The sequence below is a fragment of the Streptomyces sp. NPDC058674 genome, from assembly GCF_042716505.1.
Lineage (GTDB): Bacteria > Actinomycetota > Actinomycetes > Streptomycetales > Streptomycetaceae > Streptomyces.
In genome coordinates this window covers 136,729-152,771 of record NZ_JBHXSC010000006.1, presented here as the reverse complement: position 1 = coordinate 152,771, position 16,043 = coordinate 136,729, and the positions used below count along the sequence as shown (strand labels likewise).

General features: G+C 72.9%; 13 protein-coding genes. 8 read left to right on the top strand and 5 right to left on the bottom strand.

Going from position 1 to position 16,043, the window contains the following annotated elements:
* Positions 1-4: 4 nt before the first annotated feature.
* Entirely contained in the window at positions 5-1,006 is a 1,002-nt protein-coding gene (locus ACFWU6_RS05570; RefSeq protein ID WP_383803133.1) for a TIGR03842 family LLM class F420-dependent oxidoreductase, read from the top strand.
* A gap of 150 nt (positions 1,007-1,156) precedes the next feature.
* Here ACFWU6_RS05570 and ACFWU6_RS05565 read toward each other — a convergent pair whose 3' ends face one another.
* The gene (locus tag ACFWU6_RS05565) at positions 1,157-1,288 is read right to left on the bottom strand and encodes a hypothetical protein (protein WP_383803131.1); all 132 of its coding nucleotides are present in this window, start codon (positions 1,286-1,288) and stop codon (positions 1,157-1,159) included.
* 262 nt (positions 1,289-1,550) lie between these two features.
* Here ACFWU6_RS05565 and ACFWU6_RS05560 point away from each other — a divergent pair, with 262 nt between their 5' ends.
* Together ACFWU6_RS05560 and ACFWU6_RS05555 are read left to right on the top strand one after the other, a co-directional pair.
* Positions 1,551-2,432 (top strand): DUF4394 domain-containing protein, encoded by an 882-nt coding sequence (locus ACFWU6_RS05560; protein WP_383978688.1) that lies wholly within the window; start codon positions 1,551-1,553, stop codon positions 2,430-2,432.
* Positions 2,433-2,654: 222 nt separating this feature from the next.
* Positions 2,655-3,860, top strand: a complete 1,206-nt coding sequence (locus ACFWU6_RS05555) for an esterase/lipase family protein (protein WP_383803127.1) — start codon at positions 2,655-2,657, stop codon at positions 3,858-3,860.
* A gap of 249 nt (positions 3,861-4,109) precedes the next feature.
* On the opposite strand, the gene ACFWU6_RS05550 is transcribed toward ACFWU6_RS05555, so the two are convergent.
* The gene (locus ACFWU6_RS05550) at positions 4,110-4,733 is read right to left on the bottom strand and encodes a CBS domain-containing protein (protein WP_383803124.1); all 624 of its coding nucleotides are present in this window, start codon (positions 4,731-4,733) and stop codon (positions 4,110-4,112) included.
* A 223-nt stretch (positions 4,734-4,956) separates the two neighbouring features.
* Between ACFWU6_RS05550 and ACFWU6_RS05545 the strand changes: the two genes are divergently transcribed.
* Entirely contained in the window at positions 4,957-6,672 is a 1,716-nt protein-coding gene (locus tag ACFWU6_RS05545) for a GAF domain-containing sensor histidine kinase (RefSeq protein ID WP_383978686.1), read from the top strand.
* Positions 6,673-6,680: 8 nt separating this feature from the next.
* Here ACFWU6_RS05545 and ACFWU6_RS05540 read toward each other — a convergent pair whose 3' ends face one another.
* The 3 genes from ACFWU6_RS05540 to ACFWU6_RS05530 form a co-directional block, all read right to left on the bottom strand.
* Entirely contained in the window at positions 6,681-7,370 is a 690-nt protein-coding gene (locus ACFWU6_RS05540) for a response regulator (protein WP_383803120.1), read from the bottom strand.
* Between the two features lie 42 nt (positions 7,371-7,412).
* Positions 7,413-7,898, bottom strand: coding sequence for a Crp/Fnr family transcriptional regulator (locus ACFWU6_RS05535; RefSeq protein WP_383803118.1), 486 nt, complete (start codon positions 7,896-7,898; stop codon positions 7,413-7,415).
* Positions 7,899-8,012: 114 nt separating this feature from the next.
* Positions 8,013-10,376 (bottom strand): phosphoketolase, encoded by a 2,364-nt coding sequence (locus ACFWU6_RS05530; protein ID WP_383978683.1) that lies wholly within the window; start codon positions 10,374-10,376, stop codon positions 8,013-8,015.
* Positions 10,377-10,648: 272 nt separating this feature from the next.
* Between ACFWU6_RS05530 and ACFWU6_RS05525 the strand changes: the two genes are divergently transcribed.
* The 4 genes from ACFWU6_RS05525 (at position 10,649) to ACFWU6_RS05510 (ending at position 16,030) form a co-directional block, all read left to right on the top strand.
* Positions 10,649-11,329, top strand: a complete 681-nt coding sequence (locus tag ACFWU6_RS05525) for a helix-turn-helix domain-containing protein (protein ID WP_383978680.1) — start codon at positions 10,649-10,651, stop codon at positions 11,327-11,329.
* Positions 11,330-11,515: 186 nt separating this feature from the next.
* Entirely contained in the window at positions 11,516-12,340 is an 825-nt protein-coding gene (locus ACFWU6_RS05520) for an inositol monophosphatase family protein (protein ID WP_383978677.1), read from the top strand.
* A 68-nt stretch (positions 12,341-12,408) separates the two neighbouring features.
* A complete protein-coding gene (locus tag ACFWU6_RS05515; RefSeq protein WP_383803112.1) occupies positions 12,409-13,827 on the top strand; it encodes a phytoene desaturase family protein in 1,419 nt (472 codons plus the stop codon).
* 136 nt (positions 13,828-13,963) lie between these two features.
* On the top strand, positions 13,964-16,030 hold the full coding sequence (locus ACFWU6_RS05510; RefSeq protein ID WP_383978673.1) for a SpoIIE family protein phosphatase: 2,067 nt from the start codon (positions 13,964-13,966) through the stop codon (positions 16,028-16,030).
* The last annotated feature ends 13 nt before the right edge of the window (positions 16,031-16,043 follow it).

Below are 16,043 nucleotides of genomic sequence, written 5' to 3'. Positions count from 1 at the left end.
CCGCATGGACTTCGGCCTCGTCCTCCAGACGGACCCACCGGCCTCCCAGGTCATCAGCCTCATGAAGCGGGCCGAGCGCAACGGCTTCCGCTACGGCTGGACCTTCGACTCGGCGGTGCTCTGGCAGGAACCGTTCGTCATCTACAGCCAGATCCTGGCCAACACGCAGAAACTGCACATCGGCCCGATGGTCACCAACCCGGGCACCCGCACCTGGGAGGTCACCGCCTCCACCTTCGCCACCCTCAACGACATGTACGGCAACCGCACCGTCTGCGGGATCGGCCGCGGCGACTCCGCGATGCGGGTCGCCGGCCGGGCGCCCAACACCCTGGCCCGGCTCGGCGAGGCCATCGACGTCATCCGCGACCTCGCCGAGGGCCGCGAGACCGAGGTCGACGGCAAGGCCATCCGGATTCCCTGGATCAAGGACGGAAAGCTGCCGGTCTGGATGGCGGCGTACGGGCCGAAGGCTCTGGCCCTGGCCGGACAGAAGGCGGACGGTTTCATCCTCCAGCTCGCGGACCCCTACCTCACCGAGTGGATGATCAAGGCCGTCCGCCAGGCCGCTGTGGAGGCCGGCCGCGATCCCGCCTCGATCACCATCTGCGTGGCGGCCCCGGCGTACGTGGGCGCGGACCTCGCGCACGCCCGCGACCAGTGCCGCTGGTTCGGCGGGATGGTCGGCAACCACGTCGCCGACCTGGTCTCCCGCTACGGCGAGCACTCCTCGATGGTCCCGGACGAGCTGACCGAGTACGTCAAGTCCCGCCAGGGCTACGACTACAGCCACCACGGCCGCGCCGGGAACCCGTCGGCCGACTTCGTCCCGGACGAGATCATCGACCGCTTCTGCCTGCTCGGCCCGGCCGAGGCCCACATCGAGAAGCTCCGGGCCCTGCGCGACCTCGGCGTCGACCAGTTCGCCGTCTACGACATGCACGACGCCCGGGAAGCGACCATCGACGCGTACGGCGGGCACGTGATTCCGGCGCTGCGCGACTGACCCTCGGGCCTGCTCCCGCACGCAGCACAGGTAGCCGCCTCCCAGTTCGGGCACCTCAGGGCGGGAGGCGGCTTCTCGGGCGGTACCCCGGCGACACGTCCGCCCGCGCGGGGCGCCGGCCCGGCGCGTACGTCCCGCCCCCGTACGTCGTCAGCCTTCGAGGTGGCGGGTGTCTCCGAGGCGCACGAGCCGGCGATTGTGGAAGAAGTCGTCCTCGCGGAGACGGGTGATGCTGCCCGATGCGACCCGGAAGTCGACGTGACCCAGGGAATCGATCGGCATGCCGATCCAGACGGCCACCACGAAGGTCAGCGCGAAGCCGTGCGTCCCCCGATGACCTGGTGCTCGTACGGGTGCCGCAGGATCGCGTCGCGGAGGGGAAGTCCGGCGGGGGTGAGGGCGGCGGCCATGCCCCACGGGCGTCTGCCACTGCGCCGTTGGGGTGGTCTCCCCGGTCCGGGACCGTCCGGGAGCGCGCCGACTCCCGAGTAGCCCCCGGCCCTGCACCACCCTGGTCGGGCCATCAGCCATGCGAAAGGTGAACATGCGTACTCGCAGCACTGTCCTCGCCCTCTCGGCCGTCCTCGCCGCGGTCTGCGCGACCCCCGCGCTCGCCTCGGCCTCCGACATCGACACCCCGGGGCAGACCCTGCCGGCCGTGGACCACAGGGGCCTGACCGCGATCGGGCTGACCTCCGACCAGCGTCTGGTGGAGTTCGACGTCGACCAGCCGTCCAAGACCTGGGGGATCGGCAGGGTGTCGGGCCTGCGGGGCGACACCAGGCTCGTCGGCATCGACTTCCGCGTGCAGAACGAAAGGCTCTACGGGGTCGGCGACCGCGGCGGCATCTACACCCTCAACACGATCAACGCCCGCGCCACGAAGGTCTCCCAGCTCACCGTCGCCCTCTCGGGCACGCAGTTCGGCGTCGACTTCAATCCCGCCGCCAACCGGCTGCGCGTCATCTCCGACACCGGCCAGAACCTGCGCCACAACATCGACGACGCCGCAGCCCCCCTGGGCACCACCGTCGACGGGACGCTGACCAACCCCACCACCCCGCCGTCGACCGCCCGGGGCGTCACCGGCGCCGCCTACACCAACAACGACCTGAACGCCGCGACCGCGACGACTCTGTTCGACCTCGACACGCTGGCCGACCGGATCTCCCTGCAGTCCCCGGCCAACGCCGGCACCCTCGCGCCCACCGGAAACCTCGGCGTGAACGCCGCAGTAAACGCCGGGTTCGACATCTACTACAACGCCAGGTCCGGCACGAACAAGGGCTTCGCCACCCTCAGCACGGGCGGTTCCTACCGCCTGTACGAGATCAACATCCTCAACGGAAGGGCCACCGGCCTGGGTACGTTCCCGAGCCGGCAGCAGGTCACCGACATCGCCCTGCCCCTGAACCAGGGGCGGTAGCCGCAGCGGGCATCCGGCGCGGCCGCCAGGGGGCGCCCGCGCCGGGGGTCCGCAGCACCAGAACGGTGCCGCGGGGCCTGGGCGGCACATGCCAGGGGCAATAAACATGTTCCGTGCATGGTCCATCAGATGTGGTGAACCTCGCAGGTCAAACCTGTGAGACGCCCGGATCACCCCCCATGATGGCGTGGTCTCCCACCCCCCTCCCCAAGGAGTACGGCCATGTCCTCGACGACCGAGCCCAACGTCGGTTCGTTCACCCTCGGCGGTTCACTGACCGCCGAACCGATCGGGCCGATCCAGGTACCGGAGCACGACGAGTGGACCCTCCCGAACGGCTTCGCCTGGGTCTTCCCCGGCGAGGGCAACCACAGCGGCCTCGTCCGGCCCGTGATCATGGCCGACGGCTTCAACCTCGGTCGGAGCAGGCTCGACGCCCTCTACCAAGGACTGGAGAGCGGCTACCCGTTCATCTCCGAGCTCCGCCGGCGCGGCAGGGACGTGATCCTGCTCGGCTTCGAGGAGCGCAGCGCGTCGATCCTGGACAACGCGCAGGCGGCCGAAGCCGCCATCATGCGGGCCATCGCCGAGACGACCGGCGACGCCCGTCTGGTCGTCGGCGGCTTCAGCATGGGCGGCATCGTCACCCGCTACGCACTCGCCCACCTCGAGTCCCAGCGGACGGACCACCGGACCGGGCTGTACTTCTCCTACGACAGCCCGCACCGCGGCGCCTCCATCCCGATCGGCGTGCAGGCGTTCTCACACTTCATCCCCTTCCCGAACGACTTCGCGAAGCAGATGAACAGCCCGGCCGCCCGGCAGATGCTGTGGCAGCACTACGACAAGGAAACCGGCAAGGTCGGCATCGCCCCGGAGCGCACGGAGTTCCTCGCCGCCTTGGACCGGGTCGGCAACTGGCCGCAGATCCCGATGACGATCGGCGTGGCGAACGGTCGCGCCGACGGGATCGGCCTGCCGGACGTGAAGCCCGGCGAGGTCGCGCTGCGCATCGACCGGATCTACCCGGGCACCACCTTCTACACTCAGGCTCAGGGCGACGACGTGACCGCCGCCTACCTCAACCGCAGGTTCCCCAAGGCCGAGAAGACCATCACCACCAACGGCTTCCCCGAACTGGACGGCGCACCGGGCGGAACCCTGCACACCTACAAGATCCTCGCCGACACGATCAAGAAGCTCGGCGGCCAGGCCGACCTGCGCCACGAGGACGTGTGCTTCGTCCCCGCGGTCAGCGCCGTCGCCATCCGCGACATCGACAATCAGGACGACCTGTACGCGCGCATCGACCGGCTCGACCCGGAGGACAGCATGCTGCGCGAGTTCCGCTGCTCGTCCACCACCACCGCGCACACCGCCATCACCGAAGAGCTGTGCACCTGGATCATGGACCGCCTCACCGACTGACCCAGGGTCACGCGCTGCCAGATGCGGTCGGCGCGCGGGGCCGGCGCGGGGCTGCTGTTGGGCTTCCCGGTCGTGGGAGGCGTCTGCGTCGACCTTTCAGGCGGTGGGGACTGCCGCACCGTCTTCCGGCCCCGGCCCGGCTCACCACCAGGCGCCGGCGGACAGCGGGCCGACCCGCTGCCCGCCGGGAGCGCGTCCCTGACGAGGGGAAGCGCTGAACGGCGCGCGGCTCCCCGGTGGGGCGCCGTGTCACCGGGGGACGCCGTCGGTCCTGCGAACCGGCGGGACGGGGCGGGAGTCGTCGAACCGGGCGGTGAGCCGGTCGGTCACCGCGACGACTCCGTCCACCTGCCCGGCCAGCCGCAGAACGACGTGGACCTGGCTGCTCCTTGCCAGTTGGCCGTTCAGGGTGACGAGCCCGTCCACGACGTGCACGTCCACCGTGTCGGATCCGATCCCCAGGGTCTCCTCGAGCACGTCCTCGACCAGACAGCGGCGTATCTCGTGGTCCGGGCGCAGGAACACGCGGAGCAGGTCCCGTCTGGTCGCGATGCCGACCAGGCGGTCCTCCTCGTCGACCACGGGGAGCCTCTCCACGCCGCGCCGGGTCATGAGGCGGGCGGCCTCCGTGACGGTCTGCTCGGCACGGACGGTCACGGCGGGAGATGACATGAGGTCCCGGGCGGTCAGGTCGCCGCGGGCGCGTAGATCGGTGTGCGAGACGACCCCGATGACGCGGTCGTCCTCGTCCACGACCGGCACCCCGTTGATGTCGTGTTCGACGAGCAGCGCGGCCACGTCCGCGGAAGGAGTCCGCCCGACGACCGCGACGACCTCGTCGGTCATCAGGAAGCCGACTTTGGCGTGCTTCATGGGTGGCCCTCCTGTCGGCGTCGGCCGGCGGGCGTACCGGGCGCAGCGCCCTCACCCGCCACCCTCCGCCGCGGCCGCCCGCGGCGCGAGGGCCGAACGGTCCTGTGCCGGGACCGACCGGTCCTCGGCGGCACGGTCCTGCCGGTGACCGGCCGATCGGGGCGAGGACTACGCTGAAGGCCGGGCGGGTGCGAAGAGCCCCTCGACGGCGCCGGAGGTGTCCATGGTCGGGGACGATCGCGATGCGGCGGCGAGCGGCACTCCGCAGCGGAGGCTGGACGCGCTCCAGGCCCAGGTCACGGACGCGCGCAGTACCCGCGACCGGCTGAACGGGCTGCTCGAGGCGGTCATGTCGGTGGGGCAGGAGCTGGACCTCTCCCAGGTGTTGCGCGCGATCGTGGAGGCCGCGGTCGTCCTCGTGGACGCGGAGTACGGTGCGCTGGGGGTGGTGGGGGACGACGAGCGACTCGCCGAGTTCATCCCGGTGGGCATCAGCGACCGGCTGCGGGCGCGGATCGGCGCCCTCCCCACCGGCCACGGCCTGCTGGGCGAGCTGATCAGGCACCCGCGGCCCCTGCGCCTGGGAGACCTCTCGGAGCACGGGGCCTCCTCCGGCTTTCCGGAGCACCACCCGCCGATGGGTTCCTTCCTCGGCGTGCCGATCCGGGTCCGGGACGAGGTGTTCGGCACCCTCTACCTCACGCAGAAGAGGGGCGGCTCGGACTTCGACGCGGAGGACGAAGGGGTCCTGTCGACCCTCGCGGTTGCGGCGGGAGTCGCCGTCGACAACGCCCGCCTGTACGAGGAGGTCCGGCTCCGCGAGCGCTGGCTGGCCGCCGGCTCCGACTTCACGAGCGCCCTTCTGTCGGGCTCCTCCGAGATCAAGGTGCTGGAGGGCATGCTGGAGCGGGCCCGGGACATCATCTCGGCCGAGATGTGCGTCTTCTACCAGGTGCGGCCCAGCGGAGACCTGTACGGTTCGCTGGCCCTAGGGGAGGGCGCCGAAGTGCACCGGGGGGTCGTCCTGCCGGGCGGTGAGGGCATCCTGGCCGGGCCGGCCGCGGCGCGGGACGGGCTGATCACCTTCGCGGACGTGTCAGGCGACGTCCGGGTCGCGGCGCAGTCGGACGTCTGGACGGGTTTCGGGCCCGCCGTGGCGGTGACGGTGGGCACCAGGGCGAAGCTGCGGGGGGTACTGATGCTGGCGCGGCGGACCGGGCGGCCGTCGTTCGCCGCGGCCGAGGTGGCGCCCCTGCCCGGCTTCGCCGGGCAGGCCGCCCTGGCGCTGGAACTGGCCGACCGGCGCCGGGACACCGAGCAGGTCAGACTGATTGCGGACCGCGACAGGATCGCCCGGGACCTGCACGACCTCGCGATCCAGCGGCTGTTCGCGACGGGGATGACCCTGCAGAGCGCCCAGCGCTTCGTGGAGCATCCCGAGGCGTCCGAGCGGTTGAGCCGGTCGATCGACGACCTGGACGAGACGATCAAGATCATCCGTTCGACCATCTTCGGACTCCGCGACCACGAGGCGGCGGGTCGGCCCCCGCGACTGCGGGTCCGCGCCGTGCGGGCCGTGGGCGAGGCGGCAGGGGTGCTCGGATTCGCCCCCGCGCTGCGCATGGAGGGGCTGATCGACACCGACGTGCCGGCCCCGGTCGCCGAGGACGTGGTCGCCGTCCTCGTCGAGGCCCTCACCAATGTCGCTCGGCACGCGCGAGCGGATCGGGCGGAGGTCGCCATCGTCGTGGCGGACGGGGCGCTCCGTGTGACGGTGAGTGACGACGGGATGGGTGTGAGGGAGGGCGGTCGTCGGAGCGGTCTGCGCAACCTCTCGGAGCGCGCCGAGGCTCGCGGGGGCGGACTGTCCCTCTCGCCGCGCCCGGACGGCGGCGGGACGCGCCTGGACTGGCGGGTCCCGCTCGGCCCTCCCGGGTGAGCGACGGTTCAGCGGCCCGACCCGTCGTGCTCGCGCACCTCGGCGGCGATGACCGCTGCCTGGACGCGGCGCTCGACCCCCAGCTTGGCGAGCAGCCGGGAGATGTGGTTCTTGACCGTCTTCTCGGAGAGGAAGAGCCGCTTGCCGATCTGCCGGTTGGTGAGGCCCTCGCCGACGAGCTCCAGCACGGAGCGCTCCCGTTCGGAGAGCACCGTCAGCCGCTGGTCCTCGGGCGGCTTCCCGGCGCCGGGGTCCCGGAGCGAGCGCATCAGGCGCGCCGTCGTCGCCGGGTCGAGCATGGACTGACCCGTCGCCACCGTCCGGATGGCGGCGACCAGGTCCGAGCCCTTGATCTGTTTCAGGACGTACCCGGCGGCGCCGGCCATGATCGCGTCGAGCAGCGCGTCCTCGTCGTCGAAGGACGTCAGCATGAGACAGGCGAGATCCGGCATGTGCGAGCGCAGCTCGCGGCAGACGGTGATGCCGTCGCCGTCGGGCAGCCGCACGTCGAGCACCGCGACGTCCGGCCGCAGGGCGGGCCCCCGGGCCATGGCCTGCGCGGCCGTCGCCGCCTCGCCCACCACCTCGATGTCGGGTTCGGCGTCCAGGAGGTCGCGCAGCCCGCGCCGGACGACCTCGTGGTCGTCGAGGAGGAACACCCGGGTGCGGACCGGGACGGCAGCCGGTGCATCGGACATCCACGCCACACCCTCGGGTCGGATACGTCTGGGCCGATTGTCTCAGATGTGGCTTCCGCTGCCGTGGGGCGCGTAGAGGTCGAGGAGCCGGACCTGGGCGGAGACGAGCCGGTGGGCGAGCACCTGACCCACCCACTGCCACATCTCGGAGGCGAGCTCGGGGTCGGCGTCCATCAGCATGCGCACGGCGTCGGCGTCGAACTCGTCGGTGCGAAGCGGAGTCCTCGCCTCGGCGCCGAAGTGCCAGGTGTAGGGGCGGAACAGCCAGGACCAGCCGACGAGCTCGCCGGGGCCGACCGTCTCCACCAGCGCGGCCTGCCTGCCGGGTACGTGCACGTCCATGCCGACGCTGCCCGACCTGATGACCCAGAAGTGGCCGGTGTGCCCGCCCTGGTTGAACAGCCGTGCGCCGGCGGGGAAGTTCGCCTCGTGGGCCAGGGCCAGCAGGCTGCCGCGGTGCTCCGGGGAGAAAGCGTGGTCGAAGCGGTCGGGGGAGGAGGTGAGCCGGTGGGGGGAGGAGGTGCTCATGGCGGTTCTCCGTTCGGGTCCACCCCCACCGTGCGCCTGCGCCGCCCGGCCCGGGAAGGGCCGTTCGGTCCCCTCCCCGACCCGGACGGCCCGCCGTCCCGCCCCGGGCGGCGTTCAGCAGGTCCAGGTCCAGTCGGCGACCTCGGGCAGGTCGGTTCCGTGGAGGCGGATCCAGTCGTGGTGGCGGATGCGCTGGTCGGACACGCTCTGGCGCAGGGCCGCCGCCCGGTCGGCGAGACCGGGGACGCGGTCGACGACGTCCATGACGAGCCGGTACCGGTCGAGGTCGTTGCGCACGACCATGTCGAAGGGGGTGGTGGTCGTCCCGGACTCCTTGTAGCCGCGAACGTGCAGGTTCGGATGACCGGTCCTGCGGTACGCGAGGCGGTGGATCAGCCACGGGTAGCCGTGGTAGGCGAAGACGACCGGCCTGTCGGTGGTGAAGAGCGCGTCGTACTCCGTGTCGGTCATCCCGTGGGGATGCTCTTCCTGCGGCATCAGACGGGCGATGTCGACGACGTTGACGACGCGCACGGCCAGCTCCGGCAGGTGCCGGCGCAGCAGCGCCGCGGCGGCGAGCACCTCCAGGGTCGGTACGTCACCGGCGCAGGCCAGCACGACGTCGGGCGTGCGCGTTCCGTGGTCCGTGCCGGCCCACGCCCAGATCCCGGCTCCCCGTGCGACGTGCGTCCGCGCCTCGTCCATCGCCAGCCAGTCGTGGCAGGGCTGCTTGCCGGCGACGATCACGTTCACCCGGTCCCGGCTGCGCAGCGCGTGATCGGCCACCGCGAGGAGGGTGTTGGCATCCGGCGGCAGGTAGACGCGTACGACGCCGGGGCTCTTGTTCAGGACGTGGTCGACGAAGCCGGGGTCCTGGTGGGAGAAGCCGTTGCTGTCCTGGCGCCAGACATGCGAGGTGAGCAGGTAGTTGAGGGAGGCGACGGGCGCGCGCCAGCTCAGCTCGCCTGCGCTCTTCAGCCATTTGATGTGCTGGCTGACCATGGAGGCGAGGATGGGGGCGAAGGCCTCGTACGTGGAGAACAGGCCGTGCCGGCCGGTGAGGAGGTACCCCTCCAGCCAGCCCTGGCACACGTGCTCGGAAAGGATCTCCATCACCCGGCCGTCCCGGGACAGGTTTTGGTCGGTGGGCTCCGTCATGCCCTGCCAGGCCTTGCCCGTCACGTCGTACAGGTCGTCGAGGTGGTTGCTCGCCGTCTCGTCCGGCCCGACGACCCGGAAGTCCCGCCGTCCGGCCGTGGCCCTCATGACCTGCGCGAGGTAGCGGCCCAGGACGCGGGTCGGCTCGTGCCGGGTGCTTCCGGGCTTCTCCACGGGCACGGCCCACGCGTCGAGCCCGGGCAACGGCAGGGAGCGCCGCAGCCGGCCGCCGTTGGCGTACGGGCTCGCGCCCAGGCGGCGCTCACCCTCCGGTACGCAGGCCATGACGGAGGACACCGGGCGGCCTTCGGCGCCGAAGAGCTCCTCGGGCCGGTAGGAGCGCATCCAGCTCTCCAACTGCCGCAGGTGTTCGGGGTTCTCGCGGACCCCTGCGAGCGGCACCTGGTGCGCGCGCCAGGTGCCCTCGACGGGTAGGCCGTCGACGGTCGCGGGACCCGTCCAGCCCTTGGGGGTCCGCAGGACGATCATCGGCCAGCGTGCCCGCCCACCGCCCGGATCCGTGCCCGCTGCCCGCGCCTGCTGCTGGACGGCGTGGATGCGGTCGAGGGCCTCGTCCACGGCTCTGGCCATGGCGGGGTGGACGAGGGCGGGGTCGCTGCCGCCGACGTGGAGGGGCTCGTAGCCGTAGCCCCGCAGCAGGGCGTCGAGCTCTTGCTCCGGGATCCGCGACAGCAGGGTCGGATTGGCGATCTTGTATCCGTTGAGGTGCAGGACCGGCAGGACGGCGCCGTCGTGGACCGGATCGAGGAACTTGTTGGAGTGCCAGGAGGCGGCCAGCGGCCCCGTCTCCGCCTCGCCGTCGCCGATGACGCAGGCGACGAGCAGACCGGGATGGTCGAAGGCGGCCCCGTACGCGTGGGCCAGCGAGTAGCCGAGCTCGCCGCCCTCGTGGATGGAGCCCGGAGTCTGTGGCGCCACGTGGCTCGGCACCCCGCCGGGGAAGGAGAACTGGCGGAACAGCTTGCCCATCCCGTCCGTGTCACGGCCGATGTCCGGGTAGGCCTCGGTGTACGTCCCCTCCAGCCAGGAGTTGGCGAGCACCGCCGGGCCGCCGTGGCCCGGTCCCCATACGCACAGGGCGTCCAGCGAACGCTCCTTGATCACCCGGTTCAGGTGGGTGTGGACGAAGTTCAGGCCGGGTGAGGTGCCCCAGTGGCCGAGCAGCCTCGGTTTGATGTGCTCCGGCCGCAGCGGTTCCGTGAGCAGGGGGTTGTCCAGGAGGTAGATCTGGCCGACGGCCAGATAGTTCGCGGCGCGCCAGTGCGCGTCCAGCTCCGCGATCCGGTACGTGGTCGTCATCCGTGCTCCTTCGAACCGCGGGCCGGGGCGTGCGTCGGCCGAGCCGATGCCTGACACCCTGCGCTCACGGCCCGGCGGCGGGAAGGGGAGGACCGGCCCCGCCCGGGGACCGGTCGGCCCCTTCTGCACCGCCGGGCCGTGAGCGCAGCCTGGGGTGGAAGCCCGCTGGACCGCCGACGGGAGGAGGGCCGGCGTCGGGCGCGCAGTGACCCACGGCGCGCAGGCCTCGCCTCCGTTCCCGTACCGATCCGCACGGCAGAGGAGTGAGGATCATGGAAGAGACCACAGCAGGTGAGGCCCCGATCGAGGTCCCCGCCGGCCGCGGCGACCTCGGACGGCGTGTGAGCGCCCGCCGCGAGGAACTGGGGATCACCCGCGCAGAGCTCGCGGAGCGCTGCGGAGCGGCAGCGTCGTACGTCGCCTACGTGGAGGAGCGGGCGGCGGCGCCCAGCATGGGCATGCTCGTGGGGCTCGCGGACGGGCTGGGCACGACCGTGGCCGAACTGACGGGGGGGATGACCGACACGCCCCCCGGGAGGGGGACCGCGATGCGTGATGCCGAGCTGACGGGATTGAGCGAGGCCGAGTGTCGGCGCCTGCTCTCCACGCACGGCATCGGCCGGATCGGGTTCTCCGGCCCGGAAGGACCTGCCGTCTTCCCTGTCAACTACGTCATCGTCGGAAACGAGATCGCGTTCCGGACGGCGGCCCATTCGAGGCTCGCCGGGGCACACGGGACCGAGGTGGCCTTCGAGGTGGACCACATCGACGACGCGATGCGAGAGGGCTGGAGCGTCCTGGCCGTCGGCGAGGTGTCCGGCGTCACGGACGAGAGACGGATCAGCCACCTCCACGCGGTCGCCCGCTCCCTTCCCTGGGCCGGCGGACCCCGCACGCACTGGATGTCCATGGCCCCCACCCGGGTCACCGGCCGCCGCGTGCACTCCGGGTGAGCACGCTGCGCGCCGTCGTACGCGACGCGCTCCACGCGCAGCGACATCGCGCGCGGGCGCCCCGGCTCCGGTCCGCCCCCGCCGCCCGCCGCCCGCGGCCCGGTTCACCGTGCGGCCACCCGGTGTCCGGCGGCCCGTCCGGAAGCGGCAGTGGGGTTTGTCGGTCGGGCGTGCTTTGCTGGAGGCATGATCGATGAGTTCCTGGCCCAAGGCCTGTCCGATGTGGAAGAGGCCGTCCGCAAGGCGGCGGCGGTCGAGATCATGCCGAGGTTCCGGCAGCTCGCCGAGCACGAGGTGGACGAGAAGAGCGGCCCGCACGACCTGGTGACGGTCGCGGACCGGCGGGCGGAGGAGTACCTCACGGCCGCCCTGACCTGGCTGCTCCCCGGCTCGGCCGTGGTGGGCGAGGAGGCCGTGCACGCGGACCCGGCCGCGTACGGGGCGCTGCGCGAGGACGCCCCGGTCTGGATCGTGGACCCGGTCGACGGCACCCGCCAGTTCGTCAACGGCGACCCGGGCTTCTGCACCCTGGTGGCGCTCGCCCGGCGCGGCGAGATCCTGGCCTCCTGGACCTTCGCCCCGGCCCTGGAGGAGATGTCCACCGCCGTGCGCGGGCAGGGCGCGTACGTCAACGGCGTCCGCATCCGGAGCGGTTCGCCGGAGCCCGGCGCCGAGCTGCGCGTCGCCATCGCCCACCCGCTGTACACCTCCGACGAGGACAAGCGAATCCTGGCCCGGCTGGACGTGCCCGGCGTCGCGGCCCGCCCGTGCGGTTCCGCGGGCCTGGAGTACCTGCGGGTGGCCCGCGGCGAGATGGACGGCCTGGCCTTCAACTGGCCCTCGGCCTGGGACCACGCGGCCGGCCTGCTGCTCGTCGCGGAGGCGGGCGGGGCGCAGAGCACCGTGGACGGGGTCCCCTTCCGGGTGGACCGGGACAACGCGCTGCCGTTCTCCGTGGGCCGGGACGAGGCCACCGCCGTACGCATCCGCCAGCTGTTGCGGGGCGCGTAGCGGACCGGTCGCCCGGGAGGTCCCCATATCCTTGGTGCCGCAGGCGCCGCCGGACGAAGGAGTCGCAAGTGCCGCCGATTCTCGATGCGGTCGTGGTGGGGGCGGGGCCCAACGGGCTGACGGCCGCCGTCGAGCTGGCCCGCCGCGGCTACTCGGTGGCGGTCTTCGAGGCCGCCGGCACGGTCGGCGGGGGAGCCAGGACCGAGGAGCTCACCCTCCCCGGCTTCCGGCACGACCCCTGTGCGGCCGTGCACCCGCTCGGCATCGGCTCGCCCGTCTTCTCCACCATGCCGCTGAAGCGGTACGGACTGGAGTGGCTGCACCCCCCGCTCCCCATGGCGCACCCCTTCGACGACGGCACCGCCGCCGTCCTGTCGCGGTCCGTCGCCGAGACGGCCGGCTCCTTCGGACCGCGCGACGCGGGCGCCTACCGCCGTCTGGTCGAGCCGTTCCTCGGCAAGTGGGACACCCTGGCCCGGGACTTCATGTCGCTGCCGGGCACCGCGCTGCCCCGGGACCCTGTCATGCTCGCCCGCTTCGGGCTCGCCGGGCTGCCGCCGTCCACCTGGCTGATGCGCCGCTTCCGCGACGAGCGCGCGCGGGGCCTGTTCGCCGGGCTCGTGGCGCACGCCATCGCCCCGCTCGGCGGGATCGGCACCGGCGCCGTGGGCCTGGTCTTCGCGCTGGCCGCGCACGCCAACGGCTGGCCGCTGCCGCGCGGCGGCTCGCAGTCCGTCTCCGACGCGCTCGCCGCGTACCTGCGCGACCTCGGCGGCGCCGTCCACACCGGCTTCGAGGTCAAGCGCCTCGACGAGCTACCGCCCGCCCGCGCGTACGTCTTCGACACCTCGCCGACCGCGCTCGCCCGCATCGCCCGCCTGGGAGCCGCCTACGACGGCTACCGGTACGGCGCGTCGGTCTTCAAGCTCGACTACGCGCTGGACGGCCCGGTCCCGTGGACCGCCGAGGAGGCCCGCCGGGCCGGCACCGTCCAGATCGGCCCGCGCAGCCGCGACATCGACGCCGCGCTGCAGCTGGCCTCGGGCGGCCGGGCTCCGCGTACGCCCTTCCTGATCACGGCGCAGCCCAGCCTCGTCGACCCCGGCAGGGCGCCCGAGGGCAAGCACGTGTTCTGGGCGTACGGGCACGTCCCCAAGGGCTGGGACGGCGACCTCACCGATGCCGTCGAACGCCAGCTGGAGCGCTTCGCACCCGGCTTCCGCGACCTGGTGCTGGCCCGTGCCACCGCCGGCCCGCCGCAGCTGGCGGCCCGCAACCCGAACTACGTCGGCGGGGACATCGCCTGCGGAGCCGCCTCCGGACTGCAGCTCCTGCTGCGCCCCAAGCTCACCCTCTCCCCGTACACGACGGCGCACCCGGCGGTGTTCCTCTGCTCCTCGGCCACGCCCCCGGGCCCGGGCGTGCACGGCATGTCCGGCCACAACGCCGCGAAGGCGGTGTGGCGACACCTGCGGAGGGTCTCCTGACGGTCTGACGCTCTGACGGTCCCGGGAGGTGGGCAGCCCGGCGAGGCCCCGGCCGCGCGCGAGACAGCGCCCTGCGGCGGCGCCTCGGTTAGGGTGAAGCCGAAGGAACGAGGCCCCCCGGGGTGAGGTCGGTGCGTTGGACACTTACCAGTCGACGAGCGAGGTGCCGGATCAGCCGGTCGCGGCTGTCGGGTACGCCGGCGTGCTCCGCGAGCTGCTGCCCATCGCCCTGTGGCGGGAGGACGCCGACGGGCGCATCGTGGAGTGGTCGCTGGCCGCCCGGGACCTGCTCGGGCACCGGCCCGAGGAGATCCTCGGACGCCCCGGCTCCGCCGTGCTCGTCCCCGAGGCCAACCGCGACCTCGCCGACGACCTGACCCGCCGTGTCCAGGCCGGGGAGACAGTCGTCGGCACCCTGCCCGTGCGCCACCGCGACGGCCACCGGGTGACGATGGAGATGTGGATCGTCCCCGCCGCCGACCCCCAGGGGCGCACCGGGGCGATGCTCATCGCCGTGGAGACCTCCGAGGTCCTGCACATGCGGGACTCGCTCGCCGCCCTGCAGAGCCTCTTCACCCAGTCGCCCATAGGCCTCGCCACGCTCGGCCCCGACCTGCGGTTCCTCCGGGTCAACGACGCACTGGCCCGGATGAACGGCGTCTCCGCCGCCGCCCACCTGGGCAGACGCCTCACCGAGGTGGTGCCCGGCGTCAACGCCACCGCGCTGGAGGCCACGATGCGCCGGGTGCTCGACGAGGGCACCGCCGTCGTCGACGTCCGCCGCACCGGGCGCACTCCCGCCGACCCCGGGCGGGAGCGGACCTGGTCCTGCTCGTACGCCCCCCTGCTGGACGGCTCCGGGCGGCGCCTGGGCCTGATCGCCTCGCTCATCGACATCACCGAGGGCCAGCAGGCCCAGGCCGAGGCGGACCGGGCCCGGGGCCGGTTCGCCCTGCTGGCGGAGGCCGGCACCCGGATCGGTACCACCCTCGACCTCCGGCAGACCGCCCAGGAGATCGTGGAGGTGCTGGTACCGCAGCTCGCCGACTCGGCCGACGTACAGCTGCTGGAGGCCGTGCTGGAACCGGACGACGCCGGCGCCTCCACCCGGGGGGTGCTGCGCCGCCTCGCCGCCCACTTCCCCGATCCGACGGCCCCCACGGCGAAGCTCGTGCCGGGCCGGACCTTCCAGATCCCCGAGGGCACCGTCTACGACCGGGTCATCGGGGGCGGACAGGCCATGAACCTCCACCTCTCCGACATCCCCGCGCTGATCACGGACCCGCGTGCCGAGGCGCTGCGCGCCTACCTCTCCACCCTCGGCTCGGCGCGCCTGATCCCGCTGGTCGCCCGGGGCACGGTGCTGGGCGCGGTCGCCGTCACCCGGGTCCGCGAGCGGGAGCCCTTCGACGAGCAGGACTGCGTGCTCGTCGACGAGCTGGTCGCGCGCGCGGCCCTCAACATCGACAACGCCCGGATGTACACCCGCCAGCGGCACGCCGCCCTGACCCTCCAGCGCAGCCTCACCAACAGCGCCCTGCCCGGGGTGACCGGCCTCGAACTCACCGGGCGCTACCTGCCCGCCAGCGACCACGACGTCGGCGGGGACTGGTTCGACGCCATCCGGCTCCCCGGCGGGCGGACCGGACTGGTGATCGGGGACGTCATGGGGCACGGCGTCCACGCGGCGGCCGTCATGGGGCAGCTGCGCACGGCGGTGCGGACCCTCGCACGCCACGAGGTCCCCCCGGCGCAGATGCTCCGCTCGCTCGACGCCGTCGTGGCCGACCTGGGGGAGGACGAGATGGCCACCTGCGTGTACGCCGTGCACGACCCGGCGACGGGCGTGTGCGTGATCGCCCGCGCCGGCCACCCGCCCCCGGCCGTGGCCGCCGCGGACGGGACGATCACGTACCTGGACGGGCCGCCCGGGACGCCGCTGGGCACCGGCGGGCAGGACTTCCGCACCGAAGAGGTCCTGCTGCCCCCGGGCACCACCCTCGTGCTCTACACCGACGGTCTCATCGAGGCCCGCGACCGGGACCTCGACGAGGGCATGGAGCAACTGGCGCAGGCGCTGCGCGGGGCGCCCAAACCCCTGGAGGAGCTCTGCGACGGGGTGCTGGAGGCGCTGCTGCCGTGCGCCCCGCAGGACGACGTGGCCGTGCTGATGGCCCGCACCGTGGCCGTCCCACCCGCGTGATCCACGTGCCCCG